Below are 22,102 nucleotides of genomic sequence, written 5' to 3' on the forward strand. Positions count from 1 at the left end.
CGCATCCCACTCGCTGCGGAGCAGCGAAATGAGCGGCTAAAGCCTGCACACCAGCGCAGGTTGGTGTCCAGCCTTTAGGCGCATCCCACTCGCTGCGGAGCAGCGAAACGGGCGGCTGAAGCCTGCACACCAGCGCAGGTTGGTGTCCAGCCTTTAGGCGCATCCCACTCGCTGCGGAGCAGCGAAACGGGCGGCTGAAGCCTGCACACCAGCGCAGGTTGGTGTCCAGCCTTGAGGCGCATCCCGCTCGCTGCGGAGCAGCGAAATGGGCGGCTAAAGCCTGCACACCAGCGCACGTTGGTGTCCAGCCTTTAGGCGCATCCCACTCGCTGCGGAGCAGCGAAATGGGGCGGCTGAAGCCTGCACACCAGCGCAGGTTGGTGTCCAGCCTTTAGGCGCATCCCACTCGCTGCGGAGCAGCGAAATGAGCGGCTAAAGCCTGCACACCAGCGCAGGTTGGTGTCCAGCCTTTAGGCGCATCCCACTCGCTGCGGAGCAGCGAAATGGGCGGCTAAAGCCTGCACACCAGCGCAGGTTGGTGTCCAGCCTTGAGGCGATTCCCGGCTCGCTGCGGAGCAGCGAAATGGCGGCTAAAGCCTGCACACCAGCGCGGGTGACCAACCCAACGGTGGTACGGTACGCGTCAGGGCAATCGGAACCCGTCGTCGGTGTCAAAGCGTCTCGTGCTTGACCCACTGGACGTTCCACGGCAGCCGGCCGACCGGCATGATTTTGAAACGCAACCCTTCGGCGTACAACTCGCGCAGCGACTGGATCGTCACGCGTAGCTTGGGCAGCATCTTTTCGAATTGTTTGAACGGCACGCTGATTTCGATCAAATCGTGTTTCGACAACTTGACGAACAGTTTTAATTTGACGGTGTCGCCGCTGGTCGCAAAATCAAACTTCTCCTCCTTGGCCAGTTTTTTGACCTGGGCGACGATCGCTTTGGATTTGAACTCGCGGACTTTTTCGCGTTTCTTCGCACCGGCGTGACGACGGGCATAACGCTCCAGCACATGCCGGACGAACGTCTTGATCTCGTCCAGATCGCTGACCACGGCGCTGTGTTGGCTCTCGCGGAACCGATAGGAATGGATCGTCAATCGACTTTCGCTGTCGTATTCCAGCCGCAGCTCATCGCTTCGCCAATACTGTCCGTCGGTATTGGGCTCGGGGATCGTGAATCGACACAGTGTTTTCGAACGCGAATCCTTGTCGCCGGGATGCCGCGTCACGTGAACGCCTTCGATTTGCCCGAGCAGCGATTGCCAATGTTTGGATTCTTTGGAAAGATTCGCGCGGTCGACCACGATCGCAGACTGACCGGAAAAGTCTTCGCGAAACAGCTTTCGAATCGATGGCGGTGGAAGTTTCATCGCCGGTATCCTACGAAATTGATGCGGGCCTGGACACAACGGCTCCCTGGCGACTTCCAAGCGAACCGAAAAACGGCGACACTACGCCGATGAGCGAACTTTCAGACCAATTTGACGCCCCGAGCAAACGGTTCCAGCCCGGTGGTCATGCGATGGCCTATCGAGACGTCCGCCCGAGTGCAGCCGGCGAGGACGCGGGGTCGGCTGTGGAGGCACGGCCGACGATACTGTGTGTCCACGGCAACCCGACGTGGAGCTATTACTACCGCGCGGTGGCCCAGCGTTTCGGGGCGGACCATCGAGTGATCGCCGTCGACCACATCGGCTGCGGCAACAGCGACAAGCCCAGCCAGGCCGAGTATGCGTACACGCTGGCCAGCCACCAATCCAATCTGGTCGCGTTGATCGAACATTTGGATTTGGACAACGTCGTGCTGCTCGCCCATGACTGGGGGGGCGCGATCGGCCTGGGGGCGGTCGTCCGCTGCAAACCGCGGTTCCGAGGCATCATGCTGCTCAACACGGCTGCCTTCCCGCCACCCTATGTCCCGTGGCGAATCGCCGCGTGCCGGATTCCGGTCCTCGGCACGCTGGGCGTCCGCGGATTGAACCTGTTTGCCAGAGCGGCGATCACGATGGCGATGAGTCGCAATCGGATGCGTCCGGAGGTGGCCGGGAATCTTTTGAAACCCTATGACAGTTGGGCCAACCGCGTCGCGATCGACGCCTTCGTCCGCGACATCCCGTTTTCCAAGCGGGCGCCGACTTATCAAACGTTGGTCGATTTGGAAAACGCGTTGCCGTCGCTTGCCGATCTGCCCTCGCTGTTGGTCTGGGGGATGAAGGACTGGTGCTTTCGGCCGGAGTGTTTGCGACGGTTCCAAGCGGTTTGGCCGGCGGCGACGGCTGTCGAGATTGCCGACGCCGGGCACTACGTCATCGAAGACGCTGCCGAAGAAACGCTCGACGCGATCGGTCAATTTTTGGCCGACAAGATCCAGTGACCGGCGGCTTGCCCGCGATCCGTCGGGCGTGCACGCGACCGGTCGACGCGATCCGTTGGGCCTGTGTTCTGGAAGCGACCGCGCCGAAGGTCGGCAATGTTTATCCGGGCCGCGACTTTGACGATTTGACGTACCTGGATTTTGTCACCGCCGCCGAACTGACCGCGTCGGCCTTTGAACCGCCGCCCCCGTCGTTCAGCCACGGCGTGCTCGCTGCCTGCAACGCGTCGAAGAAACAGCTCGGCACGAACGTCAACTTGGGGATTTTGTTGCTGTTGGGGCCACTGGTCCAAGTCGATGCGGCCGATGAACGCGTCCGGTTGGATCGGTCGACCTGGAGCCGTGGCGTGACTGCGGTCTTGGACTCGATGACCGCCGACGATTCGAAACGGCTGTATGCAGCGATCAACGTCGCCAAACCGGGCGGGATGGGCCAGTCGGATGAAATGGATCTAAGCGGTCCGCCGCCGCAAGAGTTTTTGGCCGCGATGCGACATGCCGCATCGCGTGATCGAATTGCAAGGAACTACTCGGACGGGTTCGCCGACTTGTTTGATCATGTCCTGCCCGTCGTCCAGCAAAGCGTGCTCGATGAACACGATCTGCTGAGCGGACTGGTGCTGGCGCAGTTGCGGTTGCTTGCCGCGGAACCCGACACCTTGATCGCCAGGAAGTTCGGCGACGGTGTCGCCCGCGAGGTTCAGCAGCGGGCGCGGTTTGACCACCGCGACGCCGAGCAACGCGACGCCTTCGATCGCTATTTGCGAACCGGTACACTTGATCTGGCGGGACAATCCAACCGAATCAACCCCGGCACGACCGCCGATCTGATCGCAGCGGCCGTGTACGTGCTGTTGCGCGAGGCGGTGTAGCGCGTCATCGTTCCTCTTTCCCAATTACGTTTCCAACCAGGATCACTTCATGAGCCAGCCCACCTACCGTGTCGATGTGTCCAAGGAGCAGTTCGTGTTTTCGGCCGCCCATTTTATCACCTTCGCCGGTGACATCTGCGAACGCATCCACGGACACAACTACGGCGTCCGGGCATCGGTGGAAGGCCCGTTGGATGAAAACCGTTACGTCGTCGATTTCATCGCTCTCCGCGACGCCGTGTTGGAGCAGACCCAAGCGCTGGACCACCACGTGATCCTGCCCAGCGACCATGCGGAAATCCGAATCCGCAGCGATGACAAGGAGACGACGGCGAAGTTCCGGGACCGCCGTTGGGTGTTCCCCAATGAGGACTGTGTGATCTTGCCGGTGATCAACACCACGGCCGAAGAAATCGCTCGGGTGATCGCCGAACGAGTACGAGATAAAACCAAATCGCAATTCGGCGATGCGCTCAATTGGATCGAAGTCGCCGTGGATGAAAACCAAGGCCAGTGGGGCGTGTGTCGATTGCCATGGAAGTGAGTGGTCGATTGCTCGGCGTTTTCCCGTCTTTAATTTTCGACTCCGGTGTCGGCAAGGAGAATGGTCAAAAGATGAGGTGGTCAAAAAATGTTGGCGACGGACGAGCGGTTGTTGCGTGGTGACTCCATTTTTTGACCAATCCATTTTTTGACCCCACAGTCCGTCTGCTCGATCTCCGTCTGCATGCGGAAGAAGGCAAATCTGGGGAGATACTTGTTGAGTGGATGGATAGACGGGCATACGTGTTGGTGTCTAGGCTTCAGCCGATCCTCGGCGCTGACGGACGCCGCAAGGCGGCGTGGAGGGACGCCTGCAGGCTGCACCCCAACGATTGCCAACTCGGCGCTCGTTTGGCACCATCGATGACGATCGAGTACGCTAAGCGATGTCGATCGATTGTCGTCCGGCCCTTGAAACGCGAATCATCGGGTCAATCAGACCGGTGATGTCCGATGGAGAATCTTCGCATGTTTGACGTCTTGTTCCTCATGGGTGGGATTGCCCTGATTCTTGCTTGGGTGCTGGCGTTGGAAGCCAAACGCAGTCGCGAGTTTCGGCGACGGTGGCCGCCGATTTCGGAGGATGAATTCGTCGCAAACTGTTCGCCGGGGACGAATCGTGAGCGGGCGCTAAAGGTGCGCCGCATCATCTCCGAACAACTCGGCGTCCCCTACGAACGGATCCATCCCGACCAGCGTTTCGTCGAGGACTTGGACTGCTGCAATTGACTCGTTTCCGCAGAGGACGCATGTTGTTTACTGAGGGATCTTGACCGTGATTCGGCGGACGATGACGCAAACGCTTCGATGGATTGCGATGGCGATGATTCCCTATGTCGCCGTCACGATGGTTGTCTTTCTCTGCCAACGGTTCTTGCTGTTTCTTCCCACGCACCGCGATGTGCCCACGCTGCTCCAGCCGTGGTTGGTCGAAAACCGTACCCTTGGCTATTGTCGAGAAGTGCCCGGGGCACGGACTGTTTGGTTGATGACGCATGGAAACGGTGGTCAAGCGGCTGATCGTGATTATGTGCTCAGCCGAATGTCCGACCAGGATGCGCTCTATGTGCTGGAGTATCCGGGTTACGGGGCGCGGGATGGAAAATCGTGTCGAGACTCGTTCAATCAATCCACGGCGGAGGCCTATCGGATTTTGAAGTCACAGTACCCGGACACGCCCGTCTGTGTCCTCGGTGAATCGATCGGTAGCGGCCCAGCGTGTGAGCTTGCCTGGGAAGAAACGCCGCCGGACAAGATCGTGCTGGTCGTGCCCTTCGACTCCCTGGCGAGCGTGGCGTCAAACCGGTTTTTCTTTTTGCCGGTGCGTCTGTTGCTGCTGGATGATTGGGACAACGTGGACGCACTGAAAGACTATGCGGGGCCGGTCGAGATCTTTGCAGCCACCGGCGACGAGATCATCCCCATCAAACACGCCCAAGCGTTGGCCAAGCAAATCCCCCACGCCCGCTTCACCGCGATTTCGGGAGGGCACAACGATTGGGCTTTGAGTGACGACGTGAGGATCAGCCGATGACCGAGCGCGATAAAAAATCCCCCGTCGCGGATGATATAAGTGGCAGAATGATACGGGGCAGAATGATGTACAGACTGTTTAGATCGCGGAGCGAGAATCAGACGGCCACCCCATCATTCTGCCACCCCATCATTCTGCCATCGCCGTCTCGTCAAGGCCGCCGTCTGGCGACGGCAGCTACGCGACGTTATTCAGTCGTTGCTTCGCAGCTGTTTCGATCAATCGGCCGGAGAGCCGTCGCTTTGCCGCTGCGACAGCAAGTCACGCAGCTCTTGATCCAAGCGATCGGTGGCGCCGTCGGGATCGTACCACCAGTCGCGCGACCAGACTCGGACGATGTTCCAGCCCAGGTTTTCCAGCACCCACTGACGCGTCTTGTCTCGGTCGCGTGCGGTGGCGGAGTTGCGGTAGGTGGCGCCGTCGCACTCGATGCCGGCCAGGTAGGTGCGTTTGTCGTGGGGGTCGCGGATCGCCAACGCGATGCGAAAACCAGAAACGCCGACCTGCGGTGTGACGTCCCAGCCCCGCGATTGCAGTCGATCAGCGATCGCCGCTTCCAATGCCGATCCGAACTTCGGCGTCGCGTCGGATTCTGGTTCCGGACGATGAAATTCCGCGGCGCCTTTTTCGGCGAAGGCCAAGAACGACTTGAGGTCCCGCACGCCGCGTGATTTGGAATTTTCCGCGGGCAATTGATCGGCTTTAAACGACGAGAAAACAATCAGCTCTTCGCGTGCCCGGGTCACGGCGACGTTCAAGCGTCGTTCGCCACCGTCACGGTTGAGCGCTCCGAAGGTCAGCGGGACCTTGCCGGATTTCCCCGGACCAAACGTGATCGAAAATAGCATCAAGTCTCGCTCGTCGCCCTGGACGTTTTCCAGGTTCTTGACGACGGTCGGTTCGATTCGATCGTCGCTGAAAAACCATTCCAGCGTCGGGTCATCACGCTGGGCCTGGTCAAACAAATCCTGGATCAACGTTTGTTGCTGGCTATTGAACGTGACCACGCCGAGCGTCTTGCGATCCTGTTCGGGCAATTCCAACCATTGTTTCATCCGCGCGACAGACTCGGCGACGATCGCTTCGGCTTCGATCGGGTTGGTGCGTGTCTTCCCGCGGTCGTACTGCGAATACGGTAGGTGCCGAAGCGTGACGGCGCTGTCGGTGGTTTCGGGCGACGGAAACGTGACCAGTTTGTTTTCGTAATAGTGATGATTGGAGAACGCGATCAACGATTCGTGTCGACTGCGGTAGTGCCAATTCAACTGCAAGGTCGGCAATCCGGACGCTTTCGCTTCGTCGAGAATGCTTTCCAAATCACGCTCGTAGTCCTCCAGTTCCTCGTCGTCTTCGTCATCGTTGGATTTGCCAAAGAAATTGGTCGGCGGCAACTGGTTCGGGTCACCAACAATGATGGTTTGGCGGCCACGGGCAATCGCTCCGATCGCATCCCAAGTGGTGATCTGGGACGCTTCGTCAAAGATCACGACGTCGAAGGGCGGTTGATCGGCAGGCAAATACTGCGCGATCGAAAGCGGCGACATCAACAGGCACGGGGCCAGCGAGGCGAAGTGCTCGGGCATCATCGAGACGAGTTCGCGGATCGATTTGCTGGGACGTTTCAATCCGATCTGGTGGCGAAGCATTCCCAATTCTGACTTGCGCGGCACGTCGCTTTGATCGGGTAAACGATGAGCCACCGATTTTCGCACGCGACCGGCCGCGGCACTGCGGGCCTTGGCATCCAGTTCGATGAATTCACGGATCGTGTTCTCGTGTTGAAATCGTTGGAACTCGCGCAGCACTTGATCGGAATCGATCATCCGCGGCAGCCACCAGCGGACGTAGGCCAGACGAAATCGATCGGCAACATCGTCACAGGGGATTCTGCGCTCTTCCGTCGCGGAAACGATGGGCTCCAAGCCGACTTCACACGCGCGTCCGCGAACGGATTGCCACGCCGTCCAACGCTGCAGTTTGGTGCGGTTCGCTTGGATCCGTCGTGTCATCTCGACGGAATCGGTTAAGCAGTTGGTCGATTCGGTCGGGTGCGCGCGGCTTCCGGCGACGTGTTCGAATCGGCCTGCCGCGGTGTCAAAGGCTACGAAGTCGTCCGCGTATTGTTTCACCACTTCAAACAGCGGAACGTCAGAAGATCGCTTACGCAAAAACGGTTCCACGGTCTGACGCAGTGTCTCGAATTGTGAATCCGTTTCCGCGTTGGGCTTGGCAACTCGACGAATGACTTGCAGCAAGGCCTGACAACGTTGCAGGTGCTGGCCGATCGATGCGGTTGCCGAGTGTCGGTGCTGCCAGAGGTGGTCGCGGCTGGCGAGCGGGTTCCGGTCAATACGCGTGATGGCACGTTGCATGTCGCGGATGGGCGCGAAATCGTTCGGCGGATCCGCAACACCGAGTTTGGCAACACTCTGCAGCGATTTGATGACGGCGCGTTTTCGCAGGTACGACATCGGCCAGTACGATGCGACGGCGGTGTTCCAGTCCTGTTCCAGTTGGTCGACGGGGATGCGTCGTAGGTCGTCATCGTCGAAGGTCAGGGCACACTGGGCGGCGGCGCGATCAAAGGCGTTGATCGCATCGTCCAACTCATTGAGGTGTTCGGGCAATTCATCCAGCTGGTCGTCAAAGACGGTGCGGAAGTCATCGTTGACCGTGTCGGTCAACTCGATCGCGAGCCGATGTAGATCGCGGAGGTACGAGAATGATGTGTCGGCGGGGAGCTTCGTGTCCTGCAGTCCCAACGCTGCGCAAAAACGCTGCAATTCTGGCCGGAAATCGTCGATGGCCTCGATCAATGTTTGGCATTGATCGAGCAGTTCGCGTTCCCACTGCATCGACCATTCGGTTCTCGTGACCGCGTCGAGCGGGTCCATGTCGATGACGGCGGCGTAGTGGAGCGAGATTTCATTGGCCAGCGTTTCCAGATGCCGATAGGCGTGTTGGTCATGCTGGTCAGGGTCGGGCCAAGACAAGTCCGCCGTTTCGAGTGACTGGCCGGCGACGGAGACCCCGATGGCTTGGTAGGCGGTCCAGCCATTGGATGCCTGGCGATGAAGTGCTTGGACGTAGGCGTTGAGCTGGTCGCGGGAGCATTGCAGATCTTCGTTGATCTTTTTCCACGCCGTTCGACGTTTGATTCCACCGTTTTGCCATGCCTGATCCAGTTGGTGCAGAAAACGTTTGCGTTCGGCTTTGTTGCTGTGCAGTTCGACACAAAAATCACCCAGGCCATTTTGTTCCAAACGACGCTGGACGACGTCCAATGCCGCCGTTTTCTCGGCGACAAACAGGACGGTTTTTCCACTGGCCAGACACTGTGCGATCATGTTGGCGATCGTTTGGCTCTTTCCCGTCCCCGGCGGACCGACCAGCACAAAATCGTGACCTTGGGCCGCAGCCATCACGGCGGCCAACTGTGACGAATCGGCATCCAACGGGTGAATCAACTCACGCGGTTCAAAACGCCCGTCCATTTCGCCCTGGTCCGGAATCGACGTTTCCACTTCGGGTTGGAACGCGATTTCAGGATTGCGGACCAAGTGACGGACGACGCGGTTCTTTTCCAATTGGTCGCTGCGATCGACCAGGTCCTTCCACATCAGGTACTTGGCGAACGAGAACGATGCCAGTGCGGATTCGTCCACGACTTCGAATCCGGGCAACTCACGGATCGCGCGTCGAACCGAATCAAAGACTTGTTGGACATCCACCCCGTTTTTGTCGGTGGGCAATTCCGATTCGAATCGGGACAGGTCGCAATTGAAATCCCGTTTCAGCTTTTGAATCAGCGTCGCGTTGAAACGAACGTCGTCTTCATGATGTGCCAGTCGGTAGGCCGAATTGGCGTTTCGACGAAGCAGCTTGGCGGGAACGAGCAACAACGGGGCACGAAAACTGCGTGAATCGCTGGGGCGTTCTTTCCAGCGCAGGAATCCGACGGCCAGGTAAAGCGTATTCGATCCGCCTTCGGCCAGATCGTTGCGTGAACTTCGGTAAAGGGTGACCAGGCGTTTGGCCAGTTCTTCGCCGCCGATCGTCGCGCAGACTTCGTTGCGTGCCAGGGCGGCGTTGGCGTACTCCAGTTCCAGGTCTTCGAGATTGGTTTTTTGGTGATGGGCGGTGTCACGGCCCGCCGCGACGTTGGCGTCGGGCAACGAAACGAGTTTCAGCTTTTTTCCGCTGGAGAGCCGGTCTTCCAGCTTTGAAACCTCGGGACACAAGAACGGAATCGTCTGCTTGGTGGACTTGAAATTCAGCAGTCGATTTCGCAGCGTCAGGTCCAGCAGTTTTCGATGCCAGCGATCGATGCGTCCTTCCGGTGTCGTCGGTTTCGGTTCGAGCGGTTCGTCGATCGTTGAAAGAACAGACGGTGCTGCAGTCGACGGGGGCAGCGAGAGCGTCGGTGCGGAGGGGGCGTCGCTCGTCTCGGTGGAATCGGCCAGATCGGTGGTGGAAGGCAGATCGGTGGTGGAAGGCAGATCGGTGGTGGAAGGCAGCGGCTGGATCTTGACCATCCGCGCCCGTTCCACATCGATCGCCGCGACGAAGCGGTCTTCGTCGGATTCGGCAAGCTGTTGCATGGCGGCTTTGATCGCATCGTCGAACGATCGGGCCGGTCGGTGTGTGACGAGCGTGGTTTCAAAGACGATCAGTTCTCCCGCGGCGATCGCCTTGCGGACTTCGCAGCAGTCCGGTTCGATCAGTTGACCGAAGCAGGTTTCGACCAGCCAGGCGCCGACGAAACAGTGGTCGTGTTTCATCACGATGACCGGATGAAGTCCGACGGCTTCGATCGCCGATGCAAACAGCAGGGAACTGTCCAAGCAAGTCGCCAGTCCGTCGCGTAAGACCGTCGACGGGGGACGCGTCTTCTGGCCGCGTGATTCAAAACTCTTGGGTGGATTGGCGTATGTCAATTGTTTGGCCGCGATGGCCGACCAAAGCGACGAGACCAACAAATGGGCTCGCGCGGGATCGTGATCTTGGTAGCCGTTCATCGACGGCGAAAACCCATTCCCGGCGAGGATTTCACCGGCTTGTTTGAGCAACCCCGCAACGGCGGGATCGTTGGGCATGACGAAGGCCGACAGCAATTCGCCCATCGCCCGCACGCCACCCCATTCATCGCGGGCCAGTACACGGAGTTCCGCCTCACGTTGGCACAGCACCGTGTTTGCATCGCACAAGGTGAATCGAAGTTCGCCTCGCTCGGCTTCATTGAGTCGGTTCAGATAGCCCGCGTCCAGATGGATCTCGTTGTCATCGAGCGTCAACGTCGTGCCGGGATCGATGCGGTCGATGATCCAGGTTTTCGGCTTGACGAAACCAGGCTCGGAACTTAGTTCCAACCGTAACTGAGCCAGCGGAGTTTGGGACCGATTGCGGACACGCAGCTGACGCAGAACCGGGACGGAATTTTGGTAGCTGGCGAAGTTGACGCTGCGGGACAGTTCGAACTCGATCGACGTCGACTGGTCCGTGTGCGGTAAATCATCATCACTGACATCCAGCGAAGACGCTGGGTCGGTCGAGGAGGGAGTCATCGAAAAAGCCCGTGCGAGGGTCCTGAATCAATTGATTCGCGGCCGAAATGCACTGCCGCGGCCGAATTCTACGCTTTCAGGATGTCGGGACGAGGATCCGGAGACAAGGATCCGCACCGTTTTATCACCGCGAGCGGGTTCTATCGATTAGGGGGATTGCACGCGGACACTTAGAGACGGCAGCCCAGTTGGCCAGGTTCGTCGATCGATGACCATTCTCGGTGAGGAGAGTTTTATTGTCGGCGGGCACCCGACCAGATTTAAATTTCGAATTGCGTTTGTCGAGCGGAAATGGGGGCAGGCTGCAGTTTGCGGAGCGATGGAATGACCACTTAGCCCACGGATGGCAGCGCGAACCCACGGATCTTTTGCAGCCTGTCATCCGCGGGTTCGCGCTGCCATCGGTGGGGCTTATTTCCGATAGACAGTCCGGTGAAATTGCCGGAGTGCTTAGTCCAACGGTTGCTTCTCGAAATCGTCCGGGTTGACCCATCCGGCGGGAAGTTTTTCGCCGGACATGTAACGCTCGTAAAAGCCTGCGGTGCTGGGGGACGTGTACTCGTAGGCGTCGAAGATGTCACCGTTGCCGAACATCCGTGGATCGCCTTGCGCTTTCAGCTCGGATTCCATCTGTTGGCGAAGTTCGGCGAGTCGATCGGCGAACTTCGGACTGGTCGCCAGGTTGTTGATGCAATCGGGGTCCGCGGCGACGTCGTAGAGTTCTTCGGCGGGTCGTTTGCCGAAACAGAGATTCCAGAACGTGGTCGCGGTCCCGCTGCGACGCAGTTGCAAGACTTCTGTTTTCGTCGCCCCGCCGTCACAGTTCAGGTAACCCGTTTCGGGATTGCCGCCCGGCCATCGATCGGTGGCGTAGTTGTGCAAGTACAACAAGTCGCCTTTTCGAATCCCGCGAATCGGGTAACCGCCGCGGTTGGGGCGCCCGATGTCGTGGCGTTCTTTACCGACCAACACGTGATCGCGACCGGCGACGGGCCCGGAGGCTTCGAAGACGTCGAACAAGTCGCGACCGCTGGTGGGTTGCATGATGGGGCCGAGCGAAGTGACGCCGGCTGCCTTCAAAAAGGTTGGCGCCAGACCGGCGAAATCGACGAAGTCCTCGACCGCACGTCCGGGCGTCTTGATCCCAGCAGGCCAACGGATCGCCAGCGGAATGTGATTGGACTCGTCATAAGCTTGGCCCTTGGCACGCGGGAACGGCATGCCGTGGTCGCTGGTCGCAACGATCAGCGTGTTGTCCAACTGACCGGCGGCTTGGAGCGCATCGAGAATGCGTCCGAGATGATGATCGTAGTGTTCGACTTCGACGGCGTAGTCCAACATGTCGTTGCGGACGGTTTCGTTGTCGGGCCAGTAACCGGGCACGTTGTCGATGTCGGTCAGTTTCTTTCCCAGTCGCACACCCGACCCGTATTCATACGCCCGGTGCGGTTCAGTGGTCCCGTACCAGAACACCCAGGGTTTCCCTTCGGGTGCATCGGACAAGAAGGCTTCGAAGTTTCCGGCGTAGTCATTGTTGGAGATTTTCGAAGTCGGCGGTTTGGCCTTTTTCTTGGAATAGGCTTTGCCGGTGATCGCGCGGCGGTTTCCGTCGGCATCGTTGGCGATTCCCGGTCCCCAGCCTTTGCCGGTGAATCCGGCGAAGTAGCCGTCGGCGGCCAAGCGTTCGACGTAGCCACCAAATTTTGCCGGGAAGTAACACATGTGGTTGCCGGCTTCTTCGAGTTGCCACGAATAGCGGCCGGTCAAGATGATCGCCCGCGAGGGAGCGCACTTGGCGTTGGGGGTGTAGGCGTTGTGGAACAGCAATCCCTCGCGTGCGATGCGATCGAAGTTCGGTGTCTGGACCCACGGGCATCCGTAGGCGCTGGCGTGGCCGTAGGACCAGTCGTCGGCGATCGCCAACAGGATGTTGGGGCGGGGAGCGGATTCAGCATGGACTGGGGGCAGCACGCCGAACAAGCATGCGGCCAGCGCAAAATGACAATGAACGAAAATGCAATGACGCATAAAAGATCCGGTCGGAACGAAAGTCAAAGTGGAAACTGTTTGTCGGTCATGGCTAAGTCGACGAACGAGAGGATTTCTTCTCCGCCGTTTTCCCAAACCATGTTGCCAAGCTGACGGAGCATGTCGCGATCGACAACTCCGTTGTGAAACTTGATCATTTTGCGAAAGTCTGCCGCGTCCTGGGCTTTCCGTTCAAATTGTCGATACGGTGAAACCATCGGTGCGTATTTACATGCCAGTGCGGCTTCAAAACTCGGAATCTGATGTCCCGATTTTGGATCGACGAGCACATGATTTTGAAGGACAAACTCGTGTAGCTTTCCCCACGGCAACATCAGATCGATCACGACCTTGGGTTGGTCTTTCTCGTCCAAGTCGTCGGGATCTTTGAAGCGGACGACGAACTCCATTTCTCCGACGATCAGTGTTGGCCAGCGCTGCAAGATCGCTTTGACCGCTTTCTTTTTTTGGCTGTAGGGCACCAGCACGTCGACGTCCTGGGTCGCGCGCGGGTCACTCATGTAGCCGACGTATCCGTGCAGTCCCATCAGGACCCAGTTCTTGACGCCGCCCTGCTGCAGCGCCGCGCAGACTTCGCTTGGTTTGACATCCATGGAATCTGGCCGGTGAAGTTCGCGGTAATCGGACGTGATTTTTTCGCTGATCCGCAAGGCGTCGGCATACGACGGCGGACGCCAGGGTGGGGCGTCGGGCGGCGCCGGCATGGCCCGCATCGCGGCTTCGCGGGCCGCGAGAAACGCCGGATCGGTGAAGTCAGAAGGGGCCGGATCGGCCATGAATACGACTCGGTTCGGGGCTTGAAACGTCAGACACCATTCTACCAGAATCAGCTGGTTCGCGCTCGTGTCTGAGCGGTCTCACTCGATCGTCGAATCGCCGTCGTCATGGGATTTTCGTTCGCGGCGTTTTTGCACGATCGTCTTGATCTTGGCTTCCCGCTCACGCAGCTTTTTGACCCGTGCCTCGTACTTTTCTTCACGTTTTTTGAGCGCTCGATAGCGGCGTTTCACGCGGGCGGCCGCGGCGCGAATCTTGTCGCGTTTCTCTTTCAGCCGAGCCCGTTCGCTGGCCGACAGGTCTGGATTCTGAAGTTGCTGTGTCAATTCCTGTTCGGCCGCTTCGACGTCTGCCACTTCGTCGTTTTCGATCAGCGCCGCGGTCTCGTCGTCGGCCTGTCGTTGTGCTTTGCTTTGGAACAGGCGTGGTGAGAGAAAAATCCCGTTGGCAATGATCATCATCGAGCCGAACGTGATCATGCCCAAAAACAGGGCGATGGAGGCATGGACGCCGACGGCAACGGCCAACACAAACGGACGCGTCACCCGTGGCCAGACGAGCGCGCAATAGAAGACTTCCCAAAACAGCGTCGCGTTGGACAGCGCCGAGATGATCGCCGGGTAGCGCGACATCCATGTCATGTCCATCGACTGGTATTCATAGTTCGACACGGCGTACCAGACGGCCGTTCCGTTCCACCAGGTTTCACCACGCGCCTTGGACAATCCGCCGAACAGATAGATCACGCAGAGATGCAGTTGCAGCAACCGTGTGCCGATGTTGGCCGCGACGCTGGGCGAATCATCGGGCAACATGAACCGCCAAAACGCGGAGGTCGCACATTTGTCGAGCCATCGTTTTCGAATCAAGGCGTCGATCGAGAACCGGCTTCCGCACGGCGTCAGCGCCAAGTACATCGTCGTGTAGGTGACGATCTGGTCGAGTCCGAACAACGCGCCGGTCAATCGATGCAGGTACATCAACTGCAAGAACAGGGCCAGCGGAATGGTGATCCGGGTTCCCAGTCCGATCATGTACATTGCCGTCACCAGCAGGGTGACGCCGTGGTGCAGCCAGATCACCGTGGGGCTGTCGAAGTACCAGAGATAGCTGCGTGCCCAGTCGCTGGTGCCGAAGGCGCCGTCGTGCAACTGACGCGCCATGTCGTTGCTCATCCAGGCGTCGGGCCCGACAAACGCCAACAAGTCGCTGGCCAAGACGACGTGACAGTACAGCAACATCGCTCCGGTCAGGATTCGCAGCACGCACAAGGTGTGGGGGCGCGTCGGGGTAAACCAAAACCGATCCCAGGCTTCGGCCCACCGGCCTAGCGCGTCGCCGAACGTTTCGTCTGTGGAGCCTGCCGTCGCCGAAGGACCGCTCATGACTGGGGCTCCGGTTTGGTGGTGGTCGGCTCGGTCGATGCGGCGTCTGAAGCCGGCGAATCTGAAGCCGGCGAATCTGAAGCCGGCGAATCGGGCGATTGGCCCTCGAGCGAGTTGGATGTGGCGTCACCGTCACCGTCAGCGCCGCCGTTGACTTCGGGGGCGGGGATCACTTCCGTGGTCACCGGGGCCGGGGCGATTTCGTCACTGAAGATCGGCTGGTCGAGCAAGACGTTGTACAGCCGGGGATCGTCGAGCGCGATCGGTTCTTCGGTGTACTCTTGCAGTCCAGGCAATCCGTGCTCCAGGCGACGGATGGCGACTTCGCGACCCTCGTTGACGCTCTTTAAATGATCGACCATCGATTGACGAATCCATTCGTAGCGTCCGCGGCGTTGTTGCCAGAGTTCGGCGGCGGGGCGATCCGATTCGAACATTTCATTGGGAGGGCCGGGAGGCCAGTACGAATCATTCAGAAACTCTGCCAACATGAAATGTCGGTGATAGAGCAATCGCGGCCATTGATCATTCCGGTCGGGATACATCCGCTCGGTCAGCGTTCCGTCGGCGTTGGTCGATGCCGCTTGAATCAGGTGACTCGGTCCCGGATCGGGGGCGAAGAACGCATAGCCGCGGTCCATGTGCAGAAACTGACCGTAACCGGCGAACGGCCGGATCAACGTGCCGACCAGCGGCGAAGGTCCATCCAGGCTGAAGGTCTGAAACGCAAGCGGTGGCAGCACCACCGCCAACAGATGGAACAGGATCAGCCCGCTGGCAATCAGTTTCCAGCGTCGCGGAGCGGCTTCGTCGGCCGGCTGATCGAGCGGCCCGTCAGCCTCGTCGTGGCCGGCCAGGGGCTCAGGGCCCGACGAAGCGTCTCGTTGGGTGCGGTTGCTCGGACTGCGTCGCTTGGACATCCGGATCATGAAAACTAGAGAAGACGGGAGCGTCCCGAGGGGAAGGGGACGTCGAAAAACACGATACAGACTAACCAAGCCGGCACGGATTTGTAGAGACGCCGGGCTTGGCGGGGGGAGTAATCTACATAAAAAAACGCCTGATCGGACGGGGCCGATCAGGCGCTGAGAAAACTTGTCGTTGATTTCGAAGCCGCGTCTAGCGTTTCGCGACCGTCGACGTATCGAAGTCGAATGTCAATTCGTTCGTGCTACCGGCGACGACGTCAATCGTTCGCTCACGCGAAACCAGTTGACCGTTGACTTCAGCGGTGACACGCACGGTGTAGTCGCTCCAACGATCGCCCGACTTCAGTTGAGTCGTGCGGAACGTTCGGATCGAGCCTTTTCCGTTGGTGTCGTTGCCGGCCAGATTGACTTTCGCGCCCGAGGGCACGTGCAATTTGACGACGGTGACCGTGGTCGGCTGAACCGGAGCAACGCTGGCGCTCAAGTCATCCGCGGCGGGTTGGGCCTTGGTCGGCGGCTCGAACACGATGCGTTCGTTGTCGCCGGGGCGAAGTTTCACTTCACGGCTTTCCGTTTTCGTTTGGCCGTCGTGGTCATAGGAGACCTCGACGACGTACGTGTACAGGTAGCCTTCTTTCAGACCACGCGACATGAATTGGCGAACCATTCCATCGCTGGTCGTCTTGTGGCCGTTGACCAGCACGCTGGCTGCGTCGTTGGGCACGGCGACGGTCAGCAAGGCTGCATCGTCGTCGAGTGCCGGTTTGACCGATTCGTAGCGAGCTTCATCCGCGGCCGTCGTTGCCGGCTCGTTGTGCGACTGGGTGTTCGCGACCGAGTTGTTCAGCGGCGTGTACTGCTGATAGGACGACTCAATGGACGAGGACTCGTATCCGGCCATTGCGACGGAGCTTGAACGGAGGCGGGTCAAGGGGACGGAGTAGCCGACCGCGGGCGACGCGTAGGCGACGCCACCGCTGCTGCCACCGGACGAACCACCGCTGCTGCCACCGGACGAACCGCCGCTGCTGCCGCCGGACGAACCACCGCTGCTGCCGCCGGACGAACCACCGCTGCTGCCACCGGCACGCCGAGCGTCGCGGTTGGCTTGGATGCGGGCCGCAAGACGGCGCAAGGGACCGACGTAGCCGCCGGAGGAACCGCCGCTGCTGGCGTAACCGCCCGAAGATCCGTAGCTGCCACCGGACGACGCAGCACCGTACAGGGCCACTTGCCCTCCGCTGCTACCGCCCGAACTCGCGTAACCTCCGGAAGAGCCTCCCGAAGATCCGCCGGCCGCGGCAAGGTCAGAAAAGCCCGCCGCAGCGATCAACACTGCCAAACAGACCGAAAATCGAAAACGCGTCATAGTTGTATATACCCTCCGATCCCGCTGATATGAGTTTGCCGGACTCTCCGGCAGACTGTGGTAGGATAGCGGTACAAATGGGGCAATCAAGCAGATAAGGTAAAATTTGACGACTGCGTGCTTTTTGACGCGATCGCACATCGGCCGCGACGCAAACCCGCCGTCGGCGGCGGTTGGGAAACGCCACTTGGAATGGGACGGGTGTTCAGTTGCCGGGCGCTGGATTTAAAAATCACGGGCCCTTCTTCAAAGGATTCACCCAATCGAACACAATCCTGCCGGCATTCCTTTTGGACGTGATTTTCCCGCCCCAGTTTTCTCCGACGGATTCTTTTCGATGACCGATGTTGCAACACCCAAACGCGTGCTTTCGGGGATTCAGCCCACCGGCCGTCCGCACTGGGGCAATTACTTTGGTGCCATCCGTCAGTACATCCAACTGCAGGACGAGAACGACGGTTTCTATTTCATTGCCGACCTACACGCATTGACGTCGGTCCGCGATGCGGCGCAGTTGCGGCAAAACGTGATGGACATCGCGCTCGATCTGTTGGCCCTCGGATTGGATCCAAAGCAGGCGACGTTATTTGTCCAGTCGCATGTTCCCGAAGTCAGCGAGCTGTGTTGGATTTTGCTCAGCGGCACCCCGATGGGGCTGCTGCAGCGCTGCGTGGCCTACAAGGAGAAGGTCGACAAGGGGATTCCCGCCGACGCCGGTTTATTCACGTACCCGGTTCTGCAGGCGGCCGACATCTTGGCCTATGACAGCCAACTCGTGCCCGTCGGCGCCGACCAGGTCCAGCACATCGAAGTCTGCCGGGACATCGCCGGCCGGTTCAACCACCAGTACGGCGAAACGTTTGTGATGCCCAAGGCCAACGTGCTCGATGACAGCGCCAAAGTGCCGGGTACCGATGGCGAAAAGATGAGCAAGAGTTACGACAATACGTTGCCGTTGTTTGGTGAAGTCAAACCGATTCGCAAACAGATCATGCGGATCACCACCGACAGTCGGCCGATGGAAGAGCCTAAGGAACCGGCCGGACACCACTTGTTTCAGCTGTACAGCTTGTTCGCCGACTCGGGGCAGCGGGACGAGATGGCGGCGATGTATCGTCGCGGCGGTTTCGGTTACGGCGAGGTGAAAAAGGCGATCGCCGAAGCGAGCGAGGCTTATTTTGCCGACGCCCGCGCGCGGCGAGTCGATTTGGAGAAAAACTTGGACTACGTCGGCGAAGTGCTGCAGGCCGGTGCGGAGCGTGCCCGATCGGTGGCCGCCGAGGTCTTGTTGCGGGCCCAACAGGCATCCGGGCTGAAGTAAACTACAAGGGTGTCTATACGCCGGAGTTTCGTCCGGACATCCCTTTGTCGCCTGGATAGCCATCACCATGTCGATCGTTGCCACCGGCACTGAAATCGTCGAAACGGTGCGGATCGCAAAAATGATTGAAACGCACGGTGAGCAGTTTCTCGAACGCGTTTATACCGCCGATGAAATTGAGTACTGTGTCCAAACCGCCGACGCGCCCGGCCACTTTGCGACACGTTGGGCGGCCAAAGAAGCGGTGATGAAAGCACTGCATTGCCGACGACGTGGTGTCCGCTGGAATGAGATCGAAGTGATTGTTCGCCCCGGCGCCGGACACGAGATCGTGTTGAGCGGAAACGCGCTGCAGTGCGCCAACGAAAACGACATCGCACTGTTGCACTTGAGCGTCTCGGCCTGTCGCACCCACGCGGTGGCCCACGTGATCGCCGAATCGTGATCCGTTCGATGTCGATGGGATCGACCGTCAGTTCTTGCGATCAGGCTGTAGCAGTTTTCGATACTTTTCGATTTGCTCGTGCAGGTGCCATTCGTCGGGTTCGTCCAGCAAACAAGCCGACTCGATCGCCAACGCCTCTTCGGTTCGACCCAACAGATACAGCACTTCGGCGAGCGTGTCGCGATAGATCACGCTGTCGGGTTCCAGCAGGACGGCGCGCTCGGACAGTTCCAGGGCTTCGTCGAGGCGTCGCTCGTTCATCGCCGCCGCCCACGCCAAGTTGTTCAACGTCGTGGCATCGGTGCGGTACCGTCGGATCTGTTCGAGTCCGTGATCCATCAGGCGATCAAATGCCGAATCGGCGAGTTGATCCAAGCCCGCTTTTCGGAGTTCGGGCAGCATCCGTTCGCCGTAATCGATGTTCATCGGATCGTACGATTCGATTTGATCGATCGCATGACGCGCCAATGTTTCGTCCGCGGTTTCGATCGCGTGTTGCAGGAATGTCTTGCGCACACTCAGCGGGACGGAGATGAACGCGGTGTCGTGGTACCGGGACGTTTTTAATAATCCCAAGACAGCCAGGTCGCTCCATTTGACCGCATCGTATGAATCGATCTGCAACTCGTCCAAGGCGACCGGGTGAGTTTCTTTCAGATCATCGATCAAGCCGACGTAGGTGACCGCGACGCGAAAGAAATCGGGCGCGTCGTCACCGCCGAAACTTGCCGACACGGCAAGATCGCGGAGCGCTTCGACGGCCAGTTCGTGCTGTCCGGTATCTCGTAAATGGTCCGCCAGTTCTTTGCGAAAGTTCATCGAGGGAGACGTCAGCATCAGACGCAATCGGCTTTCCAATTGCTCGGCGATCTCGCGATGGCCGGCGCGTTTGGCCAGGATCCAACTGCCGACGATCGATTTGGCGTAAGACAGTCCGTGATCGACGGTGATCAATGCATTGGTCGGCGTGTACTGGGCGGATTGGCGGGCGACTTGTTGCCAGAGTCCTTCGGCGGCCCGATTGTCGCCCTGTTCGGATTCTGTTTCGGCAGACGAAATCAACGCGTCCAATTCTCGGGCACGCGTCAACGCGGCCAGGCCTTCGCGGGCGAGTTCCACCCGGCCTTGGCGGATGAACATGTCGACGATGTCGAGATCCAGTGAGATCTGTTCGACTTGCAACGTGCGACCGCCGCTGCGTTTGCTCTGTTCGTCGTGCAGCAACAATTCCAGCAACGATTCAAAGTCGTCCGAGTCACCAAACCCGTCCGGTTGTTTGCCCCGGAACAATTGGAATGTGATTCGGAATCGTTTGCGGAAATCATGTGCCGGTCGGATCAGTTTGATCCGATCGAGTACCTTGCGGAATGCCTCCGATTCGGTGTTGAGGGCTTGGGCGATGATGTACTGGCTTCGCTGGGTCATCGCATTTTCCCCGGCTGCGACCGCGATGTCGAGCATCCAGTCAAAGCGATTGATCAGATCGAGTTCGACAAGGGTTTGCTCTCGCAGCGAAGCACCGTAGGGAGAAATGATCACTTGGCGGGGCGTCAAGCGACGGTAAATTCGCTGCGCGTTGTCTGTGTCACCGATGTTGACCAGCAGTCGCGCCAAGGAATACAGACGCTCGATCGAGGGCGCGATGGACCCGGCCGGCAAGTTGGCTTGATCGATGTACGCGTCCTTGATCCAGCCGTCCAGGTCGCTGGCGATTTGTTCCAGCGGGTAACCACAGAGCTGCTCGGCGCGTCGGAATCGGGATGCGGCGCAAGCGATCTTGGCCGCGGCGGCCGGGTCGCGCGCGGCCATCACGTCGATCGCTTCGTCGATGCGGGCGTGCATGGCCAACGCCCGCCAGCGGAGATCATCGATGGCGTCCGGCTCGTCCGGCTGGATCGCCAACAGTTGCGATTGGGCTCGGTCAAAGCGGACTTGATCACCCGTGCGTGCGGTGGCGGCCAAGGCCCACGCGTAGGCCTCGATCCGTGCGTCCGGGGTCGCGGCGGAAGCGGCGCTTTCAAAGGCGTCGTCTGCGATCTCCTGCCAGCGGTCGCCCAGCATGCGAGCGATCCGCAACACGACAGGATCACCGGCCGCTCGGGCATGGGCGATCGATTGTTCCACGTCGCCACGCAGCATCGCGAACTGTGCGAGACAGGTTGCTCGTTCGGCCGGACTCCAGAGCGATGCGGCCGAGGGCAGCTGGTCAGCCGAGGGCAGTGGTTCAATGTCGTTGGTGGACTTGGGTTGGGCCGGGTGCAGGTAGCGTTTCAAGTCGTGCCAGGCGGTCGCGACGTTGCGATCGATGGCGACCGCGTCGAGCAGGTTCAACAGGTCCGCTTCGGTCCCCGCGGCAAACGCTTTGTCGCAGTAAAACGGATAGCGCTGGGACAACAAGGTGACGACCCGTTGTTTGATTTGATCGAACTCAATCGTCCCGGCTGATTCTTCGACGGCGACCAAGACGGCATCAAAGGCACCTTGTTCCATGACCGATGCCAACGCCGACGGGCTGCCTCGATCGAGTAGCAGTTCGGCGGGACCTTGGGCGACGCCGGGCAGCGAGGCACTGCGCCATTGTTTCAGGATCCAGGCGGCACGCTCGGCGACTTCGGGGTCCGGGTGGCGGGCCGCATCCTGGACCGCTTGGCGAGATTGTTTTCGCAGTCGCCACATCTCCAGGGTCGCCCGTTGGCGATCGACGTAACGATCCCGGGCCAAGTTGCGGGGCTGGTCGAGCGATTCGGGAAACCGTGTCCCGCGGTCCGCGTCGGATGGTGTTTCGGTGGCCGTGGGTGGCGCCGGGGTTGTGTCTTGCGATTGAGTCGGCATCGGTGCCCACGCGATGGCCAGGGCGAGCAGGCCGATGGCCGGCCCCGACGGTCCACTAAACCGCTTTGAATTTCGCAAACGCTGGAGTCTCATTTCGAC

The 22,102-nt window shown here is 59.6% G+C and carries 15 protein-coding genes; 7 read left to right on the plus strand and 8 right to left on the minus strand.

The features are described from left to right. Nucleotides 1-671 precede the first annotated feature (671 nt). On the minus strand, nucleotides 672-1,379 hold the full coding sequence (locus TBK1r_RS28075; RefSeq protein WP_145218298.1) for a hypothetical protein: 708 nt from the start codon (nucleotides 1,377-1,379) through the stop codon (nucleotides 672-674). Nucleotides 1,380-1,468: 89 nt separating this feature from the next. Here TBK1r_RS28075 and TBK1r_RS28080 point away from each other — a divergent pair, with 89 nt between their 5' ends. From TBK1r_RS28080 to TBK1r_RS28100, 5 genes are all read left to right on the plus strand, one after another. Next, nucleotides 1,469-2,383 (plus strand): alpha/beta fold hydrolase, encoded by a 915-nt coding sequence (locus TBK1r_RS28080; protein WP_145218300.1) that lies wholly within the window; start codon nucleotides 1,469-1,471, stop codon nucleotides 2,381-2,383. Next, nucleotides 2,380-3,255 (plus strand): triphosphoribosyl-dephospho-CoA synthase, encoded by an 876-nt coding sequence (locus TBK1r_RS28085; protein WP_419580476.1) that lies wholly within the window; start codon nucleotides 2,380-2,382, stop codon nucleotides 3,253-3,255. The genes TBK1r_RS28080 and TBK1r_RS28085 overlap by 4 nt, the downstream gene beginning before the upstream one ends. A 49-nt stretch (nucleotides 3,256-3,304) precedes the next feature. Beyond that, nucleotides 3,305-3,799: a 6-pyruvoyl trahydropterin synthase family protein gene (locus TBK1r_RS28090; RefSeq protein WP_145218304.1), complete on the plus strand. Its 495-nt coding sequence runs from the start codon at nucleotides 3,305-3,307 to the stop codon at nucleotides 3,797-3,799. Between the two features lie 467 nt (nucleotides 3,800-4,266). After that, nucleotides 4,267-4,527, plus strand: a complete 261-nt coding sequence (locus TBK1r_RS28095; RefSeq protein ID WP_419580477.1) for an acyl carrier protein — start codon at nucleotides 4,267-4,269, stop codon at nucleotides 4,525-4,527. Nucleotides 4,528-4,573: 46 nt separating this feature from the next. Continuing rightward, nucleotides 4,574-5,332 (plus strand): alpha/beta hydrolase, encoded by a 759-nt coding sequence (locus TBK1r_RS28100; protein ID WP_419580478.1) that lies wholly within the window; start codon nucleotides 4,574-4,576, stop codon nucleotides 5,330-5,332. A gap of 218 nt (nucleotides 5,333-5,550) precedes the next feature. On the opposite strand, the gene TBK1r_RS28105 is transcribed toward TBK1r_RS28100, so the two are convergent. The 6 genes from TBK1r_RS28105 to TBK1r_RS28130 form a co-directional block, all read right to left on the minus strand. Next, nucleotides 5,551-10,896 carry a DUF4011 domain-containing protein gene (locus TBK1r_RS28105; protein ID WP_145218305.1) on the minus strand — a complete coding sequence of 1,782 codons (5,346 nt, stop codon included), beginning with the start codon at nucleotides 10,894-10,896 and terminating at the stop codon, nucleotides 5,551-5,553. A 450-nt stretch (nucleotides 10,897-11,346) separates the two neighbouring features. Continuing rightward, a complete protein-coding gene (locus TBK1r_RS28110) occupies nucleotides 11,347-12,924 on the minus strand; it encodes a sulfatase family protein (protein WP_145218307.1) in 1,578 nt (525 codons plus the stop codon). Between the two features lie 23 nt (nucleotides 12,925-12,947). Next, the gene (locus TBK1r_RS28115) at nucleotides 12,948-13,721 is read right to left on the minus strand and encodes a hypothetical protein (RefSeq protein WP_145218309.1); all 774 of its coding nucleotides are present in this window, start codon (nucleotides 13,719-13,721) and stop codon (nucleotides 12,948-12,950) included. Nucleotides 13,722-13,802: 81 nt separating this feature from the next. Next, nucleotides 13,803-15,107 (minus strand): HTTM domain-containing protein, encoded by a 1,305-nt coding sequence (locus TBK1r_RS28120; RefSeq protein WP_145218312.1) that lies wholly within the window; start codon nucleotides 15,105-15,107, stop codon nucleotides 13,803-13,805. Then, a complete protein-coding gene (locus tag TBK1r_RS28125; protein ID WP_145218314.1) occupies nucleotides 15,104-16,027 on the minus strand; it encodes a hypothetical protein in 924 nt (307 codons plus the stop codon). Before TBK1r_RS28125 ends, TBK1r_RS28120 begins: the two co-directional genes overlap by 4 nt. A 199-nt stretch (nucleotides 16,028-16,226) precedes the next feature. Then, nucleotides 16,227-17,405, minus strand: coding sequence for a TIGR03000 domain-containing protein (locus TBK1r_RS28130; protein ID WP_145218316.1), 1,179 nt, complete (start codon nucleotides 17,403-17,405; stop codon nucleotides 16,227-16,229). A 337-nt stretch (nucleotides 17,406-17,742) separates the two neighbouring features. Here TBK1r_RS28130 and trpS point away from each other — a divergent pair, with 337 nt between their 5' ends. Both trpS and acpS read left to right on the plus strand, forming a co-directional pair. After that, nucleotides 17,743-18,726, plus strand: coding sequence for a tryptophan--tRNA ligase (trpS, locus tag TBK1r_RS28135; protein ID WP_145218318.1), 984 nt, complete (start codon nucleotides 17,743-17,745; stop codon nucleotides 18,724-18,726). Nucleotides 18,727-18,793: 67 nt separating this feature from the next. Continuing rightward, entirely contained in the window at nucleotides 18,794-19,171 is a 378-nt protein-coding gene (gene acpS / locus TBK1r_RS28140; protein ID WP_145218320.1) for a holo-ACP synthase, read from the plus strand. Nucleotides 19,172-19,198: 27 nt separating this feature from the next. On the opposite strand, the gene TBK1r_RS28145 is transcribed toward acpS, so the two are convergent. Further along, entirely contained in the window at nucleotides 19,199-22,096 is a 2,898-nt protein-coding gene (locus TBK1r_RS28145) for a tetratricopeptide repeat protein (RefSeq protein ID WP_145218321.1), read from the minus strand. Nucleotides 22,097-22,102: the final 6 nt, after the last annotated feature.

It is taken from the genome of Stieleria magnilauensis (assembly GCA_007753675.1).
In the GTDB taxonomy this organism is placed as follows: Bacteria; Planctomycetota; Planctomycetia; order Pirellulales; family Pirellulaceae; genus Stieleria; species Stieleria magnilauensis.